At 43.0% G+C, this 22870-nt stretch carries 23 protein-coding genes and 1 tRNA gene; 10 read left to right on the top strand and 14 right to left on the bottom strand.

Annotated elements, in window-relative coordinates:
* Positions 1-4 precede the first annotated feature (4 nt).
* From CMAQ_RS04660 to CMAQ_RS04640, 5 genes are all read right to left on the bottom strand, one after another.
* On the bottom strand, positions 5-589 hold the full coding sequence (locus CMAQ_RS04660) for a hypothetical protein (protein ID WP_012185964.1): 585 nt from the start codon (positions 587-589) through the stop codon (positions 5-7).
* Positions 586-1872: a DUF58 domain-containing protein gene (locus CMAQ_RS04655; RefSeq protein ID WP_012185963.1), complete on the bottom strand. Its 1287-nt coding sequence runs from the start codon at positions 1870-1872 to the stop codon at positions 586-588. Before CMAQ_RS04655 ends, CMAQ_RS04660 begins: the two co-directional genes overlap by 4 nt.
* A gap of 7 nt (positions 1873-1879) precedes the next feature.
* Positions 1880-2824 carry an AAA family ATPase gene (locus CMAQ_RS04650; protein ID WP_012185962.1) on the bottom strand — a complete coding sequence of 315 codons (945 nt, stop codon included), beginning with the start codon at positions 2822-2824 and terminating at the stop codon, positions 1880-1882.
* A 159-nt stretch (positions 2825-2983) separates the two neighbouring features.
* Positions 2984-4090, bottom strand: a complete 1107-nt coding sequence (locus CMAQ_RS04645) for a hypothetical protein (protein WP_012185961.1) — start codon at positions 4088-4090, stop codon at positions 2984-2986.
* On the bottom strand, positions 4083-5201 hold the full coding sequence (locus CMAQ_RS04640; protein WP_012185960.1) for a hypothetical protein: 1119 nt from the start codon (positions 5199-5201) through the stop codon (positions 4083-4085). Before CMAQ_RS04640 ends, CMAQ_RS04645 begins: the two co-directional genes overlap by 8 nt.
* A gap of 172 nt (positions 5202-5373) precedes the next feature.
* On the opposite strand from CMAQ_RS04640, the gene CMAQ_RS04635 reads away from it, so the two are divergent.
* Entirely contained in the window at positions 5374-6084 is a 711-nt protein-coding gene (locus tag CMAQ_RS04635) for a 30S ribosomal protein S3 (protein WP_012185959.1), read from the top strand.
* Between the two features lie 43 nt (positions 6085-6127).
* Complete coding sequence (locus CMAQ_RS04630) at positions 6128-7021, top strand: Gfo/Idh/MocA family protein (RefSeq protein ID WP_012185958.1); 894 nt, start codon at positions 6128-6130, stop codon at positions 7019-7021.
* 55 nt (positions 7022-7076) lie between these two features.
* Here CMAQ_RS04630 and CMAQ_RS04625 read toward each other — a convergent pair whose 3' ends face one another.
* Positions 7077-7298 (bottom strand): hypothetical protein, encoded by a 222-nt coding sequence (locus CMAQ_RS04625; protein ID WP_048062679.1) that lies wholly within the window; start codon positions 7296-7298, stop codon positions 7077-7079.
* A gap of 238 nt (positions 7299-7536) precedes the next feature.
* Here CMAQ_RS04625 and CMAQ_RS04620 point away from each other — a divergent pair, with 238 nt between their 5' ends.
* The gene (locus tag CMAQ_RS04620; RefSeq protein WP_156769836.1) at positions 7537-7875 is read left to right on the top strand and encodes a hypothetical protein; all 339 of its coding nucleotides are present in this window, start codon (positions 7537-7539) and stop codon (positions 7873-7875) included.
* Between the two features lie 294 nt (positions 7876-8169).
* Positions 8170-8484, top strand: a complete 315-nt coding sequence (locus CMAQ_RS10685; RefSeq protein ID WP_156769835.1) for a hypothetical protein — start codon at positions 8170-8172, stop codon at positions 8482-8484.
* A 111-nt stretch (positions 8485-8595) separates the two neighbouring features.
* On the opposite strand, the gene CMAQ_RS04615 is transcribed toward CMAQ_RS10685, so the two are convergent.
* Complete coding sequence (locus tag CMAQ_RS04615) at positions 8596-9966, bottom strand: RuvB-like helicase (RefSeq protein WP_012185957.1); 1371 nt, start codon at positions 9964-9966, stop codon at positions 8596-8598.
* Positions 9967-10137: 171 nt separating this feature from the next.
* Here CMAQ_RS04615 and CMAQ_RS04610 point away from each other — a divergent pair, with 171 nt between their 5' ends.
* From CMAQ_RS04610 to CMAQ_RS04590, 5 genes are all read left to right on the top strand, one after another.
* Entirely contained in the window at positions 10138-10896 is a 759-nt protein-coding gene (locus tag CMAQ_RS04610) for an amidohydrolase family protein (protein ID WP_012185956.1), read from the top strand.
* A 2-nt stretch (positions 10897-10898) separates the two neighbouring features.
* Positions 10899-11678 (top strand): amidohydrolase family protein, encoded by a 780-nt coding sequence (locus tag CMAQ_RS04605; protein ID WP_012185955.1) that lies wholly within the window; start codon positions 10899-10901, stop codon positions 11676-11678.
* A 72-nt stretch (positions 11679-11750) separates the two neighbouring features.
* On the top strand, positions 11751-12899 hold the full coding sequence (locus CMAQ_RS04600; protein WP_012185954.1) for a DegT/DnrJ/EryC1/StrS family aminotransferase: 1149 nt from the start codon (positions 11751-11753) through the stop codon (positions 12897-12899).
* Between the two features lie 152 nt (positions 12900-13051).
* Positions 13052-15730 (top strand): beta-galactosidase, encoded by a 2679-nt coding sequence (locus CMAQ_RS04595; RefSeq protein ID WP_012185953.1) that lies wholly within the window; start codon positions 13052-13054, stop codon positions 15728-15730.
* 183 nt (positions 15731-15913) lie between these two features.
* Positions 15914-16039 (top strand) — tRNA-Pro (locus CMAQ_RS04590).
* 68 nt (positions 16040-16107) lie between these two features.
* Here the strand turns inward: CMAQ_RS04590 and CMAQ_RS04585 are convergent.
* From CMAQ_RS04585 to CMAQ_RS04560, 6 genes are all read right to left on the bottom strand, one after another.
* Complete coding sequence (locus CMAQ_RS04585; RefSeq protein WP_012185952.1) at positions 16108-16332, bottom strand: hypothetical protein; 225 nt, start codon at positions 16330-16332, stop codon at positions 16108-16110.
* A gap of 104 nt (positions 16333-16436) precedes the next feature.
* On the bottom strand, positions 16437-16982 hold the full coding sequence (gene cmk / locus CMAQ_RS04580) for a (d)CMP kinase (RefSeq protein ID WP_012185951.1): 546 nt from the start codon (positions 16980-16982) through the stop codon (positions 16437-16439).
* A 2-nt stretch (positions 16983-16984) separates the two neighbouring features.
* Positions 16985-17122 carry an eL34 family ribosomal protein gene (locus CMAQ_RS10680; protein ID WP_156769834.1) on the bottom strand — a complete coding sequence of 46 codons (138 nt, stop codon included), beginning with the start codon at positions 17120-17122 and terminating at the stop codon, positions 16985-16987.
* 84 nt (positions 17123-17206) lie between these two features.
* Complete coding sequence (locus CMAQ_RS04570; protein ID WP_012185950.1) at positions 17207-18868, bottom strand: ABC transporter permease subunit; 1662 nt, start codon at positions 18866-18868, stop codon at positions 17207-17209.
* Positions 18865-19638, bottom strand: coding sequence for an ABC transporter ATP-binding protein (locus CMAQ_RS04565; protein ID WP_012185949.1), 774 nt, complete (start codon positions 19636-19638; stop codon positions 18865-18867). Before CMAQ_RS04565 ends, CMAQ_RS04570 begins: the two co-directional genes overlap by 4 nt.
* 219 nt (positions 19639-19857) lie before the next feature.
* On the bottom strand, positions 19858-20256 hold the full coding sequence (locus CMAQ_RS04560; RefSeq protein WP_012185948.1) for a translation initiation factor IF-5A: 399 nt from the start codon (positions 20254-20256) through the stop codon (positions 19858-19860).
* A 199-nt stretch (positions 20257-20455) separates the two neighbouring features.
* Here CMAQ_RS04560 and CMAQ_RS04555 point away from each other — a divergent pair, with 199 nt between their 5' ends.
* Positions 20456-21577 (top strand): tyrosine--tRNA ligase, encoded by a 1122-nt coding sequence (locus CMAQ_RS04555; protein ID WP_048062676.1) that lies wholly within the window; start codon positions 20456-20458, stop codon positions 21575-21577.
* Here the strand turns inward: CMAQ_RS04555 and CMAQ_RS04550 are convergent.
* Positions 21561-22718 (bottom strand): NAD(P)/FAD-dependent oxidoreductase, encoded by a 1158-nt coding sequence (locus CMAQ_RS04550; protein ID WP_048062675.1) that lies wholly within the window; start codon positions 22716-22718, stop codon positions 21561-21563. The two genes, CMAQ_RS04555 and CMAQ_RS04550, sit on opposite strands and share 17 nt — an antisense overlap.
* Between the last annotated feature and the right edge of the window lie 152 nt (positions 22719-22870).

Raw genomic sequence — 22870 nt, 5'->3', positions numbered from 1 at the left:
TACGTTACCCAGCTGGGTTAACCCTGATTACATACCTAAGCAGTATAATGTAAATTATGAGGAATACTACAAGTGCAGTCACAGGGTCAATAATGCTTACCGTCACTGAACTAATCAGTAGGTAAATGATTATTGAAATCACGAGTACTATTGCCGAGACAGTGATTACATTCTTAGTGAATTCACTTAACTCACTCTTCACCTCATCCTCAGTATAACCTTTACCCGTTAACTCACCGTATAGTCTATTATACATTCTAAGCATCATGGATGAAACTATGGCTAATTCAACAAAACCAATGGAGTAACCAAGTATCGTTAATCCAATTGGATTAATGTAAAGTAGGTAAGTGTGCGTTGAGTAAACTAAGTAACCTGATGATAGTATTGAGACCAGTGAAATGAATACCACTGACACTAATGATTCAGCAAGAGGATTACCCCTAATGACGCCTAATACACCAATAACCACTGATAGGCCCATGAAGACCAGTGAAATGACCTTGGCCGTTGAGTCACCGTAGAGGAATACCACCACGTAGGGGATTAGGGGTAGTATTATTGATATGAGGCTTAACTGAATCCTCATACGCTCCACCCTATGTTTGATAATACCTTCACTGTAATTGGCCCAATCCCATCGCAGACTGGGTCCCAGGAAAGTATCCTGAATCTACTTGGCATTAACCTATACAGCCTCACCCTATCCAACGCCAATGCCTTAGCGCACTTAATATCAGGTAGGTTCATCTTCATGATTATGCTGTGGGGTATTATATCAAGCAGAATACCGTATGTGGGTAATGACTTTAGGAAACCGCTTAACCAATTCACATTATCATTATTAACACTGGTCACCATTATTACCAGCGGCCTTGTTTCATTAACTATAACCCTCAGGGTTGGGTCATTTATGTAGGCTGCCGGCTTAGCCTCAATACCCATTAATGCCCTTTGAATCTTATAGTAATGACCCATACCTGAACTTGGGTAAACCCTACCCATTGTGGTCCATAGGCCCACGTTATAGTTATACCTAAGCAGTAGCCTGGATAATGATAATATTAGTAATATACCGTACTCAAGGGGATTCTCCTCCCATGTACCGTACCTCATCCATCTTCCTGAATCAAGAATAAATAATATCGTCCTCAACCCCTCCCTCTCATACTCATTAACCATCAGGTTACCGTTAGGGGATCTGGCTGTTGCCTTCCAATTAATGAACCTATAGGGGTCACCTAACACGTATTCCCTAACGGATCTGAATTCAGTGGAGTATGGACCAAGCCTCGATAATGGGGTCCTTGGGAAAGCCTCCCTTGGCTTAATTATACCTGTGGCCCTGGTTATTAACTTAACCCTAGGCATCACCTCCACTGGGGCTGAAACATCCACGTAACCCTCAATGGGTGCTGTTAACCCAAGTAAATCATGGTAAGTGTAGTCAATAATCCTTAACTCGTAACGACCCCTCCTAACAGCCCTAAGCCTATACTTAAAGGTCTTCTCAACATCCCTAAGCCCCTTAAAAACAACGTGAACGTTCTTACCGTCAACCAACTCAAAGCCCTCAGCCTCAATACTACCTGGCCTAGGGGGAGCTCTAATTGTGATTATGCCGTAACCCCCGGTTACCTTAACCCTTACGTTTACTTCAACATCATCGTTAACGTATATTCTCCCTGGATTAACCTCAATGACAGCATTAATGCGTGGCTTATTCTCAATCATTAAGGCTAGGGAGGCTAGTATTAAGGGGAAGGCGACACCAATAATTAGTGGCTTAACCGTTGATAGTAATGCCACTGCCGCAGTGGCCATTGATAAGGTGCTCAGCATTATTATTGTCTTTGAGGATTCCTTAACCATCCCTGGCTCACTTCGGTACAGGTAGCTTACTTAAGTACTCAGTCACAATGGACTCCCCCCTCACACCCTCAAGGGTTACCTCAGGTTTAAGCACAATCCTATGCCCAAGAACATCAACGGCAACCCTCTTAACATCATCAGGTATTACGTAATCCCTACCCTCAAGTAACGCCATTGCCTTACTCATCCTCATTAATGATATTAAGCCCCTTGGGCTTGGACCAGCTAGAACCCTTGGATCCTTCCTAATAGCCCTGAAACTGGAAATGTAGCCTAACACCTCATCACTAACAGTGATTGAGGACTCTAAGTACTGCCTAATCTCAATTAATTCACCTGCATTAGTAATGGGCTTAACGTACACCGTTGGATCATCCGTACGCCAACTAATCCTCCTCTTAAGCAACTCAATCTCATCACCAGGGTAACCTAGGCTTATCCTAATCATGAACCTGTCTAATTGAGCCTCAGGGAGCGGGTATGTTCCCTCGAGTTCAATAGGGTTCTGGGTTGCTATAACTATGAAGGGTTGAGGAAGCTTAATGGTTTCACCCTCAATGGTTACCTGCCCCTCCTCCATAGCCTCAAGTAAACCGGCCTGAGTCTTAGGTGGAGCCCTATTAATCTCATCAGCCAGTATTAGGTTAGCGAAGATGGGGCCCCTTATGGTTTCGAAATAACCCTTATCCTGTCTCCAAACCTTAGTACCAACGATATCACTTGGAAGTAGATCCGGGGTGAATTGAATCCTGTTGAAATCAATACCGAGAAGCCTGGCCACAAGCTTAGCTAGGAATGTCTTACCTATACCTGGGTAATCCTCAATAAGTATGTGGCCACCAGCCAAGGCCGCTGCTATTATCTTAGAAATTACCTCACTATCACCAACGTAGAATTTCAACACTTCATCAATTATGCTCCCCGCCTTCTCAAACGCCGTCTTTAAATCCACGTGCTAGAGCTTTAAGGCATATTAATAAAGGTATTTTCATGTGGCAGTATTTAAACTACTATAGGGGTCTGATTCCTATTCTTAAGCATGATTCATGGAAGCCATGATGCATGGGTAAAGAAATAACACGTCTCTTACCTAATAATCATGAATATTACATTACTGCTGAGCCGATGCTTGGCCGTAAATTTGGTAAGTGCTCTTAGTCTGCTCATACTGAGTCATACTGCTTAACACATCATTTAACGCATTAATCCTCCTAGTGATTTCCTCCTCAACGCTGAACCTATCATAGAGTTTATCGGGTGAATACTGGTAGTTGAATAGGCTTGATAATACGTCAATAACCTCATTGTACTCAAAACCACCACTAGCCATCATGTATGATAGGTACGCGATCAGCTTATCCTTACGACCATACTTAATGAAATCCTCAACAGCATCATTAAAGTACTTAAGTTCAGGCACTTGAATAACCTTAACCTCCCTTTTATGAGCCTCATAAACCTCCTCCACTATTTTCTCAATATCCCTAGAGACAGCCACATACGCCCTGTAGCTTATGTAGGCTACAAGAGCCAGGGTTAATAGTATTGATACTGCTAATACGTAGACATTGAGTATCGGGGACTTAGGGATAGCCAACACCATGTAGAACACCCCTAAGCCGAAGAAGGCAGCCACAATACTACCGTAGGAATTCCTAAGGTAAAGTACAGCGTTACCAGCACCTTTACCTGGCTGGGCATTAATTAATGCTGTTGATGATAATACTAGGGCTGCTAAGGATGATGTTAGGAACGGGTACATTAGGGGCCTGTAGGCTAACCCCATTAATGCTGATAATGAGAATAAGGCTATTGAGATTGAGAGTTTCTTAAGGAAGTCACCGATATTAATGCTTGTAAGCGATAGGCTGGAGCCAAGCCTATTAATCATCACTGCGGAGACCAATAGTATTAATGAACTTAAGGCAACCTTAGCCTCATAACTAGGTATCACTAGGAAGAGGCCTAGGGACATTAGTAATGTTAATGTAACGTACGCTGCATCATTAGCCTGCCTCCCCCTGAACCAAGGCCTACCCCTCATGTTTCTTAAGTCGCTAAGCAGCATTAACGCCAGTGAACCAGCTATAGGTATTGAGAAAATGAATAATATATATAAGCCCACTGACGTAAGTAGCATTAACACTGCAGTAATAATAATTAATATTACGTAGTAAACCACGTACCTACTTAATGACCCAGTTGAGGCACTAACCACAGGTAATCACCTTAGGGTCATTATGTGAACTAGATAAATACCTAAGGTAGCTCTCGTAATCCCTCCTACTAACCGTCCTCTTACCATAGTAAACGCTCTCAAAGATTCTAATCATTTTCAATGCATCGGCCTTACTCTTAACTACACCGTCCTCACTCAACTTAACCACGGCCTCCCTGGGGGTTAGGTTACTGGGATTCTTTAAGTTAGCTAATACGTTAAGCTTAAAGAGATTCTCAACATCCCTAGAGTAGTCGGTGAACCTAATGACAAGGCGCTCACTCTCTCCCCCTAATTCCCCAGTAATCTCATAACACCCCTCTGAGGACGCGGTGATCTGGGAACCGTTAATTACCAGTCCTGAACCAGGCTTAACAGTGACGTTACCCACTGCCTCATAGGTTAAGGGTTCATTAATACCCCAGATTAAGGGTAAGTCGGGCGGTATATTAAGCTTAAGTAAATGGCCACCACCCCAACCTCTAAACGCTTCCACTCTCTCATTGCTTAGGAGCTTCACCTCAGTTACCGTGGATGATTCATTAGCCGCCTTAATGATGGGAGCTTGAGGCGCCGTAAGCCTAACCACCCCCTCACCCTCACTTTCCTCAACCCCACCCCTACTGCCTCTGCCCCTCATTGAGGTGATTGCGAGGACTGATGACGCCACCATCACCACTATTAAAATCACTAGAATTACCGCAGTGGGTATTTGAGGCATACTAACCCTCTGTTGTTGAGGGGAACTACCACTACCTGACCCCTGTCCCTTACCCGTACCTGTACCGTTAAATTGACTTGATGATGCTTGATGAGGCAGTGAAATGTTGATTAAGGGGGCTTTACCAGTCATATTGGGTAAGGGTAACTCAATTATAACCATGGGTATGGGTACTGAGGGTAACGTTAAGCTAGGTAACCTAATGCTCGGTGACTTACCATGAGGCACCGTAATGTTGATTACTGGTATACTTATGCCTGGGGCCTTTAACCCACCTCCACCACCCTGGGGACTTGAGGATACTGGTAGTGTCATAATCCTTATTGATGATGTGAGAAGCCATAGGGCAATTAATCCAATCACAAGGGTTGCAACGGCGTCTCTTCTCATATATTTAGAGAACCGAAATCGGTATATTAATCTTTCCCAAATCACAACGCATTCTTAATACAAGAAATTAAGGTTAGAAAGCTCCTTTAACCCTACCCGCGCCTTTACGTTGAGTGTAGGGATTATGCGTTAATTCACAAAGTTTAAAAAAGCTTAGTTACTTCTGGGGGTAATGGCCACTGCACAGCAAAGGAGGTTACCGATGTATAAGAGGATTATTGATGATAATAAGAAGAAGTGGATGATTAAGGAGTACCTTAACATAGCCTTAACCAGGAATAGGTATGTTGATTCAATAATTCAGAGAACAACATTAGGTACAAGGATCGTTATTATTGCGGAGAAGAAGAACAGGATTATAGGTAGGAAGGGGCAGCAGGTTAAGGCTCTTGCAGATATACTTAAATCCAAGTTCAACCTAGATAATGTAGTTATAGATGTGATACAGGAGCCGCATCCTGAGTATAATGCTAGGTTAGTTGCCCTTAGGATAGCTGATGCAATGGCTAAGGGAATCAGGTTCAGGAGGGCTGCCATAATAGCCCTCAGGCAGCTTCAGGAGGCTAATGTTCAGGGTGCTGAAGTAATAATAAGCGGTAAGTTAACCACTGAACGTTCAAGGTTCGAGAAGTACACTACAGGTATAGTAATTAAGGCTGGTCAAGACGCCCTCGAGAAGGTTCAGGAAGCTGTAATACCCGTACTGCTTAAACCAGGTATATTCTCGGTTAGGGTCAGGGTACTACCCCCTGATGCGAAGCTTAGTGATAGGTTTGAGGTTAAGTCACCTGAGGAGGTTCAGGTTAAGCAGATTGAGAATAAGCCCGAGGAGGGCAGTGAGAGTAAGGAGGGTAGTGAATCACCTGGCCAAGCCCAGCAATAATGCTTATAATTACTCATTATTAATCCCTCAACGGTGTTATTAAGTGGGTGTTAAGGTTGCGTTAATTGGAATGGGTAGGATGGGTTCAATCCACCTTAAGGAATTAGTTAGGTTAAGGAATGAGGGGTTAATTGACAGTATTACTGTTATTGATATTGATGATTCAAGGCTCAATGCCGCTAAATCCATGGGGGTTGATGAAACTTTTAAAAGTATTGATGAAGCCTTAACTAAGCATCATGAGGCAATAATAATAGCAACACCAACAACCACTCACTATGACTTATCAATTAAGCTCGTGGGTAAGGCTCACTTAATGGTTGAGAAGCCTGTAACAGTGAAGTTGAGTGAGGCCCTTAACCTACTTAGTGAATCAAGGAAAACCGGCAACATGGTGATTCCTGCAATGGTTGAGAGATTTAATGAGACTGCTGAAGAGGCGTTCAGCATGGTTAAGGAACCAATCGCCTTATCAATGGTTAGGATCGGTACCATGCCGCAGAACCCTGACTCATACATTGGGGTTATGTATGATTTAGCAATCCATGACCTAGACCTAGCATTATTTAGGTTAAGACCCATGAAGGCTATAGTGGTTAAGTCAATGCTTAATAGGGATAACGTAAGCCTACTCCTTAACCTAGATGGGGTCTCAGTGAATATTGAGGCTAAGTGGGTTAAGTCAGGTAAACTACGTGTGCATACGTACGTTGGGTTAAGTACATTCACGGTAGCTGACTTAATGCATGGGTTAATTTACGGTAATGGGGAGGTTAAGAAGGTGAATCAAAGTGAAGAACCTGTTTATCTAGAGGATAGGAATTTCCTTGAGGCGGTTATGGGGAAGACTAAACCCTTCGCGACCTTAACCGACTACATATCATGCCTAAGGATAATTGAGGCCATTCAACAAAATTATAATGCAGTACCATTATAGGGGCCGTTATCTCATACCTAAATATTGTACTGAATCTTCACCAATAATGGGGGGTTTAATCGAACTCATTAATATTGCTTGCACTTACTTCGGCTTGATTCAACTTAACATACTGCTTAGTGTATGGATCATAGTAACCCATTACCCTATGTATGGTATTCACCCTGCATCTAGGGCAGTAAAGATACACGGTGTACCTTAACCCGGATAAATCAAAGCCAACATCCAGCTCCCGCTCCATACCGCATTGAGTACATTTAATAACCCATCTGGTCACTTAATTCACCGGTTAAGTACGGCACTGAGGCTAGTTTAATAAACCAATTGCTTCACCCACATGGTTAACTGCCTGTTCATAGGGGAATATTACACCATGAATAGTAAGGCTGTTCCGGATTTAGCGTTGCATTTAAATATCTCTAATTACTTTTAATTACTTGGTTAATGATGGAAAGGTTGTATAAGCTTAGTGGGTTCGCTAGGATTGTCGGCGCCAGCTGTAGTGGTGACCGCGGTTGAACAAGTTGTTAAAGACCCTTAGAAGGACGATAGTATTGGAAGGATGGATTAACAGCATTGGTGGACAAGCGCTTAGGGAAATTGCTGATGCTTATAAGGCCATGCTTCAGGAAATGCTCGACTACGCATTGAAGTATGGTGCTTCACAAGCAACCCTACATAAAGTCTTCTACCATAAGTTTAGGGAAAGACATCCCTGGTTACCAACGAGAATCATCAAGGTAACACTAACCTACTCTGATTTGCAGGACTGGGAGCTAAGTAATGGACTTATTGAGGTTAGGACTCATAGAGGATGGGTAAAGATACATTATGGAAGCCCTCCAGTGAGTTAAAACTTAAACCAGGTGGTAAGAGGGTTATCGTGTATCTAACGTTTACGAGAGACTTCGAGGTTACATGCAATCAAGGCAGTATTGTTGCAGTTGATGTTAATGAGAACAATGTTACATGGCTGTTTTCAAGGATGGGAAGCTGTGTGAAGTATATAGAGTAGAGACTGGTCTTGAAAGACTCGTCATCTCCCACGCTGAGAGAAGGAAGACATTATCTACAAGACTGCTGGGATAATTGAGGAGGTTGCGGGGAGGAATAATGCTGCAGTAGTTGATAAGGCTGGGGAGAACACGTTGAGGCATAGGATTCATCAATGGAGTGTGGCGAAACTAGTTGAGGCACTTAACAATAAACCGCTACATGTAGTTGAGGTATCGGAAGCGTATTCCTCCTCAAAAGACCCGTTTACAGGTAAACCTATCACTAGTTACACTCCCTCAATGATCCGCATTGCGGTGAGAGGGAGGAAGAGGGTAAGAGTGATTAAAGTTCAACTGAGACTAGTTAAGCTAGGTAATGAAGCAGTCCTAGATAGAGATGTTATTGGGGCAGTAAACATAGGGCTAAGGTACCTATCCTCAAATGGGAGCCCCATGCAGTGCGGGTGAAGCTAGTGAACCCGCACCAAGGGCTAACCCCACTTACGGAACTAGAAGTATTGAAAACCGTTTAAAAAACCATAAGTGAGGAACCGCTTACTGGTAAGGTTGTAAACTATGTTACTTTAGGAATAACTCCTCATGCTGCTTAACGTACTCAACGCTCTCCCTTAGGCTTAGGAAGAGCTTCCTAACGTACTCGACATCATCCTTAGTTACATTACTCCTATTCTGCTCCTTGGCCCTAATCTGGGCTGGGGTCAGTAATTGTATTGCATATCTCAGACTATTCTCAACACCTATCTTCGTTAAGTAATCTAAGGCATCATTATCTAACTTAACCCCCTCTTCCCTGGCTCTAATTGATACTATTTCCCTAACCTCATCCTCATTATATGGCCTAGTCCTTATTATAATTAACCTATCTAGTAAATCCAGTGGTATACCGTGAGGTGCCTCAATATCTGTTCCCCTTATCTTTGTTATACCCCTGTTCGTGGCGAATATCATTATTGGACTCATCTCCATCTCCATGGCCTTTGTGAAGAAGGCCCAGGTTTCAATATCCAGCATGTGGGCATCATCCACGAAGAGTACACCTGGAATTAACTCACCATTACCCTTATCCACAGTCTCCTTAACGAAATTATCCACGGCATTCCTAACCTCACTGGGTATCTCCTTCTCCTCAGTGAATACTCCAAATAACATTGCTGAAACCAAGCCCTGCTGCCTAGCTTGATACAGGTCTAGGTCATGAAGAGTGAAGAACCTGGTTATCTCCTTCTCCTTATGTACAGGACCCTTAGGTACCTCAAGCCTATGCTTAACATATATGTCGTACTGCTCCTCACCCTCACCTTGAACCTGACCCTCAACAATAACCCTACCCGTCTCCTCATCAATCATTATAACATCACCAGTACTGATTCCTAGCTCAATTAACTGCGCGGCAATCTCCTGGGGAACCTTCAGTATCTTCTCCTCATCAGTTGTCTTCAACTTAACCGTTGCCCCAACGGGTACTTGAATGTAGGGGTTGTAGGGGTGTTTACCGTACTTGAATTCAATGGACTTAACCACACCCTCGTAAACCCTCCTCCATTCCCTTATTCTAAGTCCAATGGCCTTCCTAAGGGCCCTCATTAGGAATTCAGTTTTCTTAATCTCTACGCTATATATTTCAGCGGCATTAAGGTGAACGAAGGGTGTATCAGCCCCAAGTTCCCTGGCGATACCAATGGCTAGTGCCGTCTTACCGGTGCCGGGTGGGCCAACTATTAGTACTCCTTTGCCGCTGAATTTACCTGCCTTAATGATTTTAACAACCATTGCCGCAGCCTCCCTGGCCTCAACCTGACCTACGAAGCCGCCTGCAATCTTCTCCACCTTACCATTAACTACACCAAGTCCTCTAATGTGACTATGTACACTTATTCTCCTTCTTTCTTCCTCACCACCCTTTACTTCCTCAATCCTTATGGATGACATAGGTCGTTTTTACTGTGCACTGATTTAAACCTAACCTCATGAGCAATCAAGGAAATTACACCGTTCACTACCTTACCATAGTTGAAGAATTAGGTTAAACCCAATGGATTACTCACTCTCCCATGCTTAGTTAACATTATAAGCCCCCTGATTAACTTAGGTAGGGGTTAAGTGGTGATTAACCTAGGTGGCGCAGTGGATGCCCACACCCACTGTTACCCTGACATGAGTATTAATGAGGAGATGATTAGGCTTTCAAGGATTCTTGGTATTGAGCAATTATGGGTTAGTTATCACCCATACTCCATGTCTGGTTTTAAACCACCCTCTGAGGAAGTCTGGAGGGCTAATGAATTTGTCTATGAATTATCCAGGAGGTTTAAGGAGGTTAAGGGCTTCGTGCACGTTAATCCACTTAACCAGGATGCAGTTAAAATGACTGAGTTCTTCATTAGGGAGAGGGGGTTTATAGGTGTTAAACTGTATAGGGCGGTTAGAGTTAGTAGGCGTATTGTTGATCCTATTATTGAGGTTGCCGTTGAGAATAACGTACCCATACTGGTTCACACAGCCCATAGACTCTACCCAACCTCCAGGCCCAATGAAAGTGAACCAGATGACATTAAGTCACTTGCCTTAAGGTTCCCTAAGGCTAAAATCATTATGGCGCATATAACGGGTGGTGGTGATTGGGAGTACGCGGTAAGTAGGGTTAGGGATTTACCCAACGTTTACGTTGATATAGGTGGAAGCGTCGTGGATTATGGTTCAGTGGAGGAGGCTGTTAGGGTTCTAGGCGATGATAGGGTGCTCTTCGCCACGGATACGTTGATATCGGCTGCCGTGTCTAGGATAATTAATGCTGATATTAGTGAGGAGTCTAGGATCAAGATACTTAGGTTAAACGCCATGAGGATTCTAGGTGAGTGAGGATGATTGATGCACTATGCATGAGTGGTGCATACCCATTTAGGTACCTTTCAATGAGCACTGAGGCTGTTGCATCAAAATTAGCCTCAGAGGGCTTTAAGCACTGCTTAATGTTTAACCTAACAGCCCTATTTCACAGGGATCCATGGTGGGCTAACGTGGAGTTCGCCAGGGAGGACCCTAAGGTTGACTGTAGCATACATAAGTTAGCCGTCTTCAACCCTGACTACGAGGATAAGTTAAGGATTAGGGAGTACAGTAGAATGGGTTACGTGGGCTTCGTCACTAGTCCAATATACCATGGCTACAGATTAATGAGGAGGAGCGTGATAAGTAACTTAACTGAGGCCTTAAGCCATGGCGCCGTCGTAATCCTTAACCTACTGGAGGATTTAAGGCAAATGCATAGGGCTTATTCCTTCAGGTATAGAATCATGCTGGGTGAATTAAGTGAGGCCTTGAAGAATATAGTTAATAAGGGGGATGGGGAGGTTAAGGTATTGTTATCCCATTTCCCTTATAATGACCTAGCTGGCTTAAGGTCACTGTACAATGGTGATGTTTACGTGGACTTCGCATCATCACAGGTATTAGGGGCGCCTTACAATCACGTTGAGGAATTAGTTAAGCTATATGGTGCATCAAGGCTCGTATTATCAACAGGATTCATGATGAAGTACCCTAAGTCATCAATACTTAAGCTTCAATTATCCAAGATTCAGGATAAGGATAAGGAGGCGATATCATCAGTAAACGCAGGTAGGCTTTATGGAATTAAGTAAAGCACTAAATCCTTAATTTACTCATTGAATTCTATAGTAAACTTTAATAGATTAAACCCAGCTAAGTCAAGTATGGTTAAGTGGCCTCCGGTTAACTCAGATGATGAGAAGTCTTTACTTGAGGCATTCAGGAGCGGTAAATGGGGCAGAGTCCCCGGCGGTGTTGTGGAGGAGTTTGAGAGGGAGTTCTCAAGGTACCATGAGGCTAAGTACGCCGTGGCAGTAACAAGTGGCACAGCGGGTTTATTCCTAAGCTACCTAGCCGTTGGGTTAAATGAGGGGGATTACTTCGCGTTACCGGCCTACACCTTCATAGCCACTGCAACAGCCGGTGTACTGCTTAGGGCTGTGCCAGTCTTCATTGATATTGATGCTGAAACCCTCAACATAAGTGTTGATTCACTTAAGGCTATTCTTGAGCAGGATAAGGATAATAAAATTAAGTTAATCGTCCCAGTTCACTTCTCCGGAATACCCGCTGAACTTGATGGTGTCATTAATGAGGCTAGGAGACATGGAGCTAAGGTTATTGAGGATGCGGCACAGGCTCATGGAGCCGTGTATAAGGGTCGTAAAGTTGGAGCAATAGGTGATGCAGGCGTCTTCAGTTTCCAGAGTAGTAAGAATATGACTGCTGGGGAAGGTGGAGTTATTGTGACTAATGATTATGAAACCTACATTAGGGCTTGGTCCTACCATAACGCTGGTAGGGAAATTAACGGTGAATGGTACATGCATATGCTTATCGGGTGGAACTTCAGGATGACTGAACTCCAGGCGGCAATACTATTATCTCAACTTAAACGCTACGACGATGAGTTTAAGGTTAGGGAGAGGAACGCTAGGTTACTTTATGAAATTCTTGAGGGAGTTGAGGACTTTAGGCCGATTAAACCACCTGACTATGTCTCTAGTTCAAACCACCTCCTCCCAATATGGATTAGTAGTAGGTTGATTAACCAGTATGGGAAGGCTAGGATAGTTAATGAGGTTAATAAGAGGGGAGGCGTGATTGTTGAGGGTTACCCAATGCCACTTTATAGGCAACCAGCCTTCAGGGAGGCGTACTGGAAATTACCCGACTACTCCAGGTTAAACCTACCTGTGACTGAGGATGCGTGCAGGAGGGTTGTGTGGGTGCCTCAGCATGTACTGCTTAGTGAGGATGAGACTAGGAGAACCGCTGAGGCATTGATTAAGGTATCTAAGGAATTGAAGTAATCATTATTCATCATCTCCTTTTAATAAGCTCTTCCTAAGCCTGCGCCTTCAAGGATTAGCCATTTACGTAATCCTTAACTCAAGGGGTTATAGCTTAGGTGCGTATATTTATGAAGTGGTAATACTTTAATGCTGCGGCTTAATCATTTAGTATGCTCCTATGTGGTGAAATGCATTACTTCAGGGTCCCTAGGGGTCTTTGGGAAGATAGGCTGCTTAAGATTAAGAGGGCTGGGTTAAACTGCTTAAACACCTACTTCGCTTGGAATTACCATGAGGTTGAACCAGGGGTATTTGACTTCTCCGGGGAGAAGGACGTTGACGTGTACTTAAGTAAGGCTGAGGAGCTTGGCCTTAAGATAATTGCCAGGGTTGGACCCTATATATGTTCGGAATGGGATAATGGTGGACACCCTGACTGGTTACTGAGTAGGGGATTGGTGCCTAGGAGCCTTGACTCATCCTACTGGCCTTACGCTGAGAGGTGGCTTAGGGTAATATTACCCATTGTTGTTAAGCATCAGGAACCTAATGGTGGTGTTGATATTGTTCAATTGGAGAACGAGTACTTCTGGGGTGATGCACCACTCCACATGAAGCTAGCTGAGTTAGCTAGGCAGGTTGGTGTTACTGCTAAGCTGTACACTAATGTTAATAGGTATGTTAGGAACACAGTGTACACTGATGCCTTGGATCTTTACCCAAGCCCATGGGACCTAAACTCAGTAATATGGAGTATTAAGGATCTCCTGGAAACCCAGGGTGGTAGGCCTAAGATACTTGAGTATGAGGGTGGGTGGTTCTCGGTTATTCATAGGCCATTACCAACATCAAGGGGTAGTTTCCCACCTGACTGGACTAGGATACTTTTAGCAACGGCATTAGCCTATGGTTCAGATGTTGTAAGCTTCTACATGTTCCATGGGGGCACTAATTTCGGTTACTGGACTGGTAGATGGATAACCACTACTTATGATTATGAGGCTTCAATTAGGGAGTGGGGTGAATTAAGTGAAAGGTACTATAAGGTTAAGTTAATTACACCACTGGCTGAATTCATTGATGGTAGTGAAACAGAGGGTGAATCATACGATAACGGTAAGCTATTAGTTATTAGGCGTAAGGGTGACTTAAGGTTAAAGTTCTACATTAACAACACTGAGACTGATTGGATTGATGGTGATGTTAAGGTTCCAGCAAGGGGTGTTAAGGTTATTCCAAGTAACTTAAGCGTTAAGGGTGCTACAATTAGTGAAACAAACCTAAGCCTACTGACCGTTAGGGATGGTGATGTGTTACTTTACGGTAATGCCGGTGAGGAATTCAAAATTAGGCTTAAGGGTGGCTTAGTTAAATCATGCCTAGGTGTTGAGTATCGTACTGAAGGCGACTCAATAGTGCTGAGCGGTAAGGTGCCGGGTGAATTAAATGGTTGCTTAATTGAGGGTAAAGGTAATGTTAGAGTGTTGATTCTAAGTGAATTATTCGCATCCAGAACCTGGATAATGAATGATTACTATGTTCCATCAAATGTATACTTAATTAGGGATGGTAACTACAACTCACTGTTAATTGAGGCTAAGGAGGGTGTTAACGTGCTTTACCTACCCTTTAAGTCAAGTAAGGGTAGGTACATTCCTGAACTGGACTTAACCAGGATTGAACTTAACGTTAATGTTGAGCAACCTAACGTATCCATAACCCAGGTGACTAAAGGCTCAGTGAGTATTAAACCTATTCTTAAAATTAGTGATATTAAGCCCCTTGAGGAATTAGGCTTGTTTAAGCATGGATTATACATCTACGACACCAAGCTTAACGCAAGTGGATTAATAGGCTTCATAGCCCACGATTACGCCGCAGTAATTAATAATGGTAGGGTTACGGCAAACGGCTTCATATACATTAAAACCAATGCTAACGCCGGTGACTTGAGGATAGTGGTTGAGTCAACAGGTCACCCTAATGATGGCACCATACCGTTCTTCACCGGTTTACAGTCACCAGTCTTAATTAATCAAGTCGGTAGTATTAAGGTTGATTCATGGGAATACGGTATACTTGACTTATCCAGTAGACTTAAGCCCGGTATAGCAACCAATTACAGTCACACCATGGTGATTAATAAGGAGATTAAGGAGTACTTACCTAAGGTTAAGTGGGTTAAGAGCATTAGTGACTTAGGTAAACCAAATAATGCGGTTATTTACTATAGGGGTAGAATTCATTTAAATGAGGCGAGGCATGTAATTCTTAGGATCAGTAAAGCCGATCAGTGGGCCGCAATGGTGATTTTCATTAATGGGGAAGAGGTCTATAGGGGTCATGGCGATGAACCATTCGAAACCACGGTATACGGTGGTTTAAGAAGCGGTGACGTTGAAGTAGTTATTGCATTACTAAGATACGGCATTAAGGAGATTAATTCAACCCCAGGGAATGTTGAGATTGATTTATGGGGCGGCATCATTAATGACTACAGCTTAAGCATTATGGAGTTAGGTGAGGCAAGGGATAGCGTTAAATTACCGTTAATCATAAGTGAGCCATCAACCATTAAGCTTAAGTTCACGGTCAATAAACCAAGTGATACTAATGCACCACTTAACGTTGAGTTGAGTGGGAGGATCCACGCATTAATATACTTGAACGGTATATTAATCGGCAGGTATTATCCAGGCGATTCACAAAGCATGTTCTACTTACCTGAACCATACTTAAGTGAGGAGAATGAATTAACCATATTAGCCACACCGGTTGAAAGCAATGCCACAGTGAATGTAACGTTTAAGCCCTACATGGTGACGAGGATTATTAACCTAACTCTATGAATCAATAACTCTGCTTCTTAATGAGTAATAAGATGCGTTTAAATTAATTATGCTGAAGTCAACATTGATTTACCATTAAGTAATAAGCCAAATGTCTAAAGACTTAATTATCACTCATGCTTCACGCAGGATGATTCAGGTACGTGGTAAAGTTAATAAACCGACGCGTAATGAGTCAAGGAAGGGGCCGTAGTCTAGCCTGGTTAGGACGCACGGCTTGGACGCCGCCACTGGGTACATTCAATAAATAGCCCAGTGGGGTGGGGTATGCCCGTGTGATCCCGGGTTCAAATCCCGGCGGCCCCACCATTTAGGAGTGGTTTCGATTCCTTTACATTAATCATTCATTACAAGCTTTAATTAGGTTTAAGGGAGGCTCATTCAAGTTTATCATTACTCTTAGATGCTTGAGGCTCAATGCAAAGCATCACAAGTACTCTAAGCGCCTCTGTTTCACCGAATGGATCATTATTAAGCCTCTTCTCAGCTGCCGCAACTACATCATTATCATTTAGGCATTGAAGCGCAACCAGAAGTAAATGACCGTTTAACCTCCTCCTTGCTATAACCCTGGCTTCCTTAACAATATCACTAATATCCACTTAATTAAGCCTTAATATGCGGTTAATTAAACTTACACTTATTAACCATACTATTGCACTGGACTTAACCCTACTTGGTTAATCTATATGAGTAATGCGGTGCCTCATAATTTACCCTTAGCGTTTAACACTTTTATTACGTAACTACCCACTATGTCTAATGTATCGTTTATGTTTATTAATGACGTGTCAATAACTAGGTCGAATATTGATAAGTCATTAATGTTTATTGAGTATATAGCCATGTACCTCCTTCTATTAGACTCCTCTCTAGTCTTAATTTCATTAATAGCATCATTAATACTAATGCCTTCCCTACGTGCCAGTCTACCTGCCCTAGACATCATATCCGCCTTTAAGTAAACCCTAACATCAGCGTAATCCTTCACTATCCATGCCGCTAAATGCCCCTCAATAACTACCTTACCCTTCTTAGCCTCCTCAATTGATACCTGGTCCACATGGAGGTCGATACTATGATCCCTTTCAGCAAGTTCATGAAGCTGCATTAACGTTAACCCCCTCTCAGCGGCCACCTTCCTAAATAATTCACCTATTGAAATAAACCTGTAGCCTAACTTATCGGCAAGAAGCCTAGCCACAGTAGTCTTACCACTGGCCACTTGTCCACTGATTGCAATAACACCCATTTTCAGGCACCTAGCCTAACGGATAACTTCAAACCCATTGATAAGCACTTGTGGCAAACGTAACCACCATATGACCTACTAACTCTCCCTCTAATAACTGAGCCACATATTGAGCACCTGGCGGCTGATTTCTTAGCCATAGTTAACGCAATCCTAGGGAAACGGTTTTTAAGCTTTAATAATCGAAAAGAAATGGGATTCACTACAATGTCATTGTGATGTTATTACATTGATATGGCGCCCTCCATACGGTACCTTTGCCTAGCCATGGTGAATAGGCTCCTCCATAGGAATACACTCAGTAGGATGACGTTGATTGCAAGTATTAGGCTCATAGCCTCCAGCCCAATTAGGTTACCTGTAGCCGTGTAGTAGTCCATTAGGGCTGTGTACCCGTGAACCATGTAAACCTTACCGTTAATACCTTGAAAATACTCAGCAATCTCAAGGCCGCCCCAGGTTGAACCCACTGTGCTGGCTAGTCCTGTTATGGTTGCTGGCATGGCGCCTGGGATGGCTAGCTTAGTTAACTTATACCATGATGATAAATTTAAGTTATTAGCCACATCCCATAGGCTTCGCGGTATTGTCTTCATTCCCACATACATATTGTATATGACGTACCAAGCCGTACTGAGGAATGCCACAATGAATACTAAAATCTCCAGTGATATTCTTAAACCAAGCCTGATGGCTAAGTACGTTACGAAGGGTATTGCCACTAGGGGTAGGTATGCTGAGACTGGGATTGAGGCTAAGTCCTCTAGAATCGGTAATAACACTGCCTCTAATTTAGGTCTAGTTACCATTAGGTAGTTTATTGGAATGGCAATTAATATTGCGGATACCGTTACCAGTAATATTCTAAGCCAATCCAACCCAAGGTAATACAAGTATACTTCCCAATTATCATAGATATTAATCATTATTGGTAACCATGTGGTGCTCCACGATGAGTAAACACTATAGGCTATTAAAGCAAGCAGCAGTGAACCAATACCTGCTGCAACATACTTATCAAACCTTGTTAATACGTTAATTGGCCTTGGCCTCACAGTTAATCTATGGTACACTGCGTAGCTTGTTGCCCTAACGAAAGCAGGTATTAAAGCCCTCTCCGCAGCCGTTATCCTCCTAAGGTACCTCACGTTCCTAGCCAATGAAGCTCTAATTCTACTGGGTGTTTGCCTCCTTACCCCAGTCCTCATTACCTCAGCATAGGGGTCGTAACTATACTTAACAGCCCAATTAACAAATGGCCTAAGTACACCAAAGACTACGATTGTAACCATAATTACTAATACTATTAACGCTATTATTGCATTAAACCACATTCCTACATTAACCCAACTGAATATTAATGAACCTATACCGAACACGTGGTAACTCTTGGTGCCTAATGCAATAACCTCACTGACAGTTATGTAGAATAATCCATCAGCGAAACTTACCAGGACGTTTCCAGCCACTCGAGGTATTGTGACTGGTATGTATAGTTTACTGAATTTAGCTATGAATGATAACTTATACATGTTAGCCACATCCTCAAGGGACTGGGAAACAGTCTTAATTGACTCATACTCCCCAACCCAAATATTCCAGACCACTGCGGTGAAGACCAGGAAGTCAACGGCTAACTCAACGCCAAGGTAACCCCTTATACTGCTTATGAAGAACACTAGGACTATTGGGAAGAACGTTATCACTGGAACAGCCTCCAGCGTCTGGGTTACTGACAGGAACACCCTCTCCACTAAGCCATTCTTAGCTGCAGCATATCCAAGGAACCAACCGGTTACTATAGAGGCGAGTATTGTTACTGCAACCCTAGTGAATGTTGCGAGAGTAGCTAATAGTGATGTGATGACTATGCTTAAAGTGTTCATTTACTATTCACCTTAACCGCAGTGGTGAGCTCCATGGATTTTGATATTTCACTGTAAAGCATATCCAAGTACTCCTGAAACTCCTTATCCCTGGGTGACCTAGGTCTAGGTAAGTCAATACTTATATCCGCAATCACAGTTGCAGGCCTACCACCAAGCACAATAACCCTATCACTAAGTTCAATTACCTCACTGAGATTGTGGCTAACCATCACTATTGCCTTAACTGTTGACTCCTCATTAAAAACCATGTTGTATATTTCACTTTTAAGACCCTCAGCGGTTATGGCATCAAGGTTAGCGAAGGGCTCATCCATGAGTAGGAGAATGGGCTGAGCAGCTAAGGCCCTTGCAATGGCAACCCTCTGCTTCATTCCACCACTCAACTCCCTTGGGTAATAATTCTCAAAACCACCCAATCCAACTAATTCCAGGTATTTTCTAGCTAACTTAACCCTATCCTCCTTACTAAGCTTCTTATGAAGCAGGGCTATCTCCACGTTCTCCAAGGCCGTTAACCATGGGAATAATGCGAAGTCCTGGAATATCATTGAGATCTTAGGCGTTGGACCCTTAACCTCCTCACCCATTAGTATTACCTTACCTGTATCCGGCTTCCTCAACCCAGCTATAATCCTTAGAAGTGTTGTCTTACCAGTACCCGTGGGTGCCACTATGGATACGTACTGCTTCTCATAAACAGCGAAGGAGACATCCCTAAGAACCTGAAGGGGACCCCTCTCAGTCCTATAACTGAATGAAATATCCACAAGCTCTAAAACGGGGGATGCTGGGATGATCCCACCATGCCAAGGTAACTATAGAGTTTATAAACCTAACCTCATGCCTCCATTACTATAAACCACCATAATACTGAAGCTAATTTAACTAATCATGAGGATGCATTAACCTAGGCATCTTAAGTGAAGTAAACTACGCCTAATAAACCATCACTAGATTAAGAGCGTGGAGTCGGCTTTTAAGTGAGTTCACCTAGTTCTCATTATTTTCTTATACCCTGCCACGTCCCAAACCTCAACTTGAACCCCTGGCTCAAGCTTGCCCTTCGCCTCATCCTCAATGTAACTACTTGGTATTTCAAAGGTTTGGTAATTCCTAAGATCCATTAATTGAACACTATCACCGCTAATTGATATTACTTGAGCAGTGAATTTCTCAATGACGGGAACCTCAACGGCCGCGTCCGTTGGGACTACTATGGTTCTCTTAACACCATCAATAACACCAATACCCACAATCCTAGCCTTAGCACTACCATGCTTACCAGTCTTACTCTTCTCAACCTCAACAACCCTACAGGGCATGTTATCTATCATGATGTATGAGCCTTCCTTAATGTCTCCTGCAGAAGCAGTCCTAGTCGACAAGTAACCTCACCAACATACCCCCTTAGTCAAGCATTTAAATAGTTAGCTTCAGCAGGTTATCATTAGGTTTGTTGGAAACCATAGTTCCGATGCATTAATCCTGGAATTAAACGCCTCACCTGGTTTATTCCACCGTGATGAAGGGGTGCATCATGGTTACGACTAAAATCCTTATTAAGCTTAGGTTGGTTACTTGGTGATGGATGTTGAGGATAAGGTTAACCTAGCCCTAAAGTACCCCACTGAGGAGTTATTGACAGTGGAGGAGTTGAGGAGTTACTTTGAGACCGGTGAAACCCTTAAGCATTACATAGGCTTTGAGATATCAGGCTACATTCACATAGGCACTGGGGTGGTGAGTATGTATAAGTTGGTTGACTTACAGAAGGCTGGGGTTAAGGTATCCATCCTACTGGCTGATTTACATTCCTGGCTGAACCATAAACTGGGCGGTGACCTAGAGGTTATTAGGAAAGTGGCTGTGACTTACTTTAAGGAGACGTTGAGGAAGTCCATTAGTGTACTTGGCGGTGACCCGGATTCAGTGGACTTCATACTTGCATCTAATCTTACTGAGGAGAAGCGTGAATACTGGGTTCAGGTCCTTGACCTGGCTAGGCAAGTATCATTATCTGACGTTAGGCATAGTTTAACCATAATGGGTAGGACATTCACTAATTCAGCTAAGATGTCTTGGTTAATATACCCGTTAATGCAGGTTATTGATGTATACGCCTTGGGAACCCACATTGCGCATGGTGGTGTGGATCAAAGGAAGGTCTATGTCCTAGCTAGGGATGTTTACGACAAGGTTAAATTAATGCCACTGACCCTTGGGGGAAGGGTTGTGAAACCCATAATTCTACTGCATCACTTAATACCTTCATTAACCATGACTGGTAAGGAGAGTAGGCTTGATTTATCGGAGACTAAGATGAGTAAGTCGAGGCCTGAAACCGCCATATTCCTACACGATTCACCTGATGATGTAGCCCGGAAGATTAAGAACGCCTACTGCCCACCTAAGATGACTGAGAATAATCCCGTGATTGAACTAGCTAAGTTATTCTCCTTCAGGGAACCTAGGAGAAGCCCATTCACTGTAAAAAGACCCAGTGAGTACGGTGGCCCAGTGGAGTATTGGACATTCGATGAGTTAACCAAGGATTACGTCGAGGGGAAGATTCACCCACTGGATCTTAAGAACGCGGTTATTGAGGAGGCTGTTAAATTCCTGGAGCCTTATTGGAAATGGTTCAGTAATGGTGAAGGAGCCAAGTTGCTCAGCGATATGAGCAGTATGATTAAAGTAACGCGCTGATTACATCACGTAGAGTGAACCCACCCATGTTGATTAATGGGGCATACTTAATAACCTTTAAGCCTATTTTAGGATTAGTCATGAGGAGTCTAATTAACGCATCCATGTGGTTATCGTAGTCAGGTACCTTAACCTCCACGTGACTTCCATTAACCTCCCTCAACGCCATTTCAATTAACTTAATGTTATTGTAAAGTATACTGGATAAGATTGAGTACACTTTAGCTAACCTACCTAACGTACCATTAAGCATACTACTGTAACGCTCAGGAACATTGGTGTCTGATTCATGAATCACCCTGGCTAATATTAGGGAAGTTAACATACCTGTTATAATCCCTCCACCGGTTAATGCCTTGGTAACGCCTGTTGAATCCCCCACAGCCACCACTGATTTGTATCCGTAATTAACGTTAAGTGAACCAAGCACAATCCTCCCACCGAAAACCCTCCTGGGTGTTACTCTAAATTGGTTAATTATCCTCCTAAACCTTAAACCAACAACATTAGTATCATCAACAACACCAATCCTGAACTCCCCATTACCCTTCGGTACTATCCATGTGAAGAACCTGCTGCTATAGCCTTCATTAAAAAGTACAATAATGTGATGATCATCGTTAACCATGTTCCTTAAGTAAGGTGAATAACCATCAACCTGAATCCCACTAACCGTAACCAGCCTGTTACCAAGCACCCGCCTACTCAACACATTCCTGGCACCCTCACCGATAACTACTAGGTCAAATGAATCCTCAAATCCACCACTACCCTTAACTACACCCTTATGATTAACATCAATGGCCCTTACCCCCATATGCTCCATCTTCAATGATGCCTCACCATACAGGTACTCCTCAAGCCCCGGTCTATTCAACATGGTGACCCTACTATTAGTGAACCTAAGTAAAACCCCGCTTGAATATGGATTAGTTGTTACCGTTAATTTATCATAGTAATTATCAAACACCCTCCTACTTATCCCCAATGCAATAGCCATCCTCTCACTAACCAAGCCGGTGCAATGCAACGGTAACCCAAGCCTCTTATCCTCCTCAATTAAGTGAAAATCAGCCTCATTCCTAAGCAGCCAAGCTAGGAAAAGGTTACTTGGACCAGCACCAATTAAACCAATCTTCACAATACCCTTACGTATCCAGCTCATTTAAAGGTTGCATCGATTGCCAAGTGCCCATAATTTACAATTATTCACACCGATCCTTAACTACAACCCTATATAATCTTCCAGTACGTGATTAAGCATTAATTTCACGTAACTCTCAGTAACCCTGA

Source organism: Caldivirga maquilingensis IC-167 (genome assembly GCF_000018305.1).
Lineage (GTDB): Archaea > Thermoproteota > Thermoprotei > Thermoproteales > Thermocladiaceae > Caldivirga > Caldivirga maquilingensis.
Note: the sequence above shows the minus strand (reverse complement) of the source record. Positions and strands in the feature narration are given on the sequence as shown.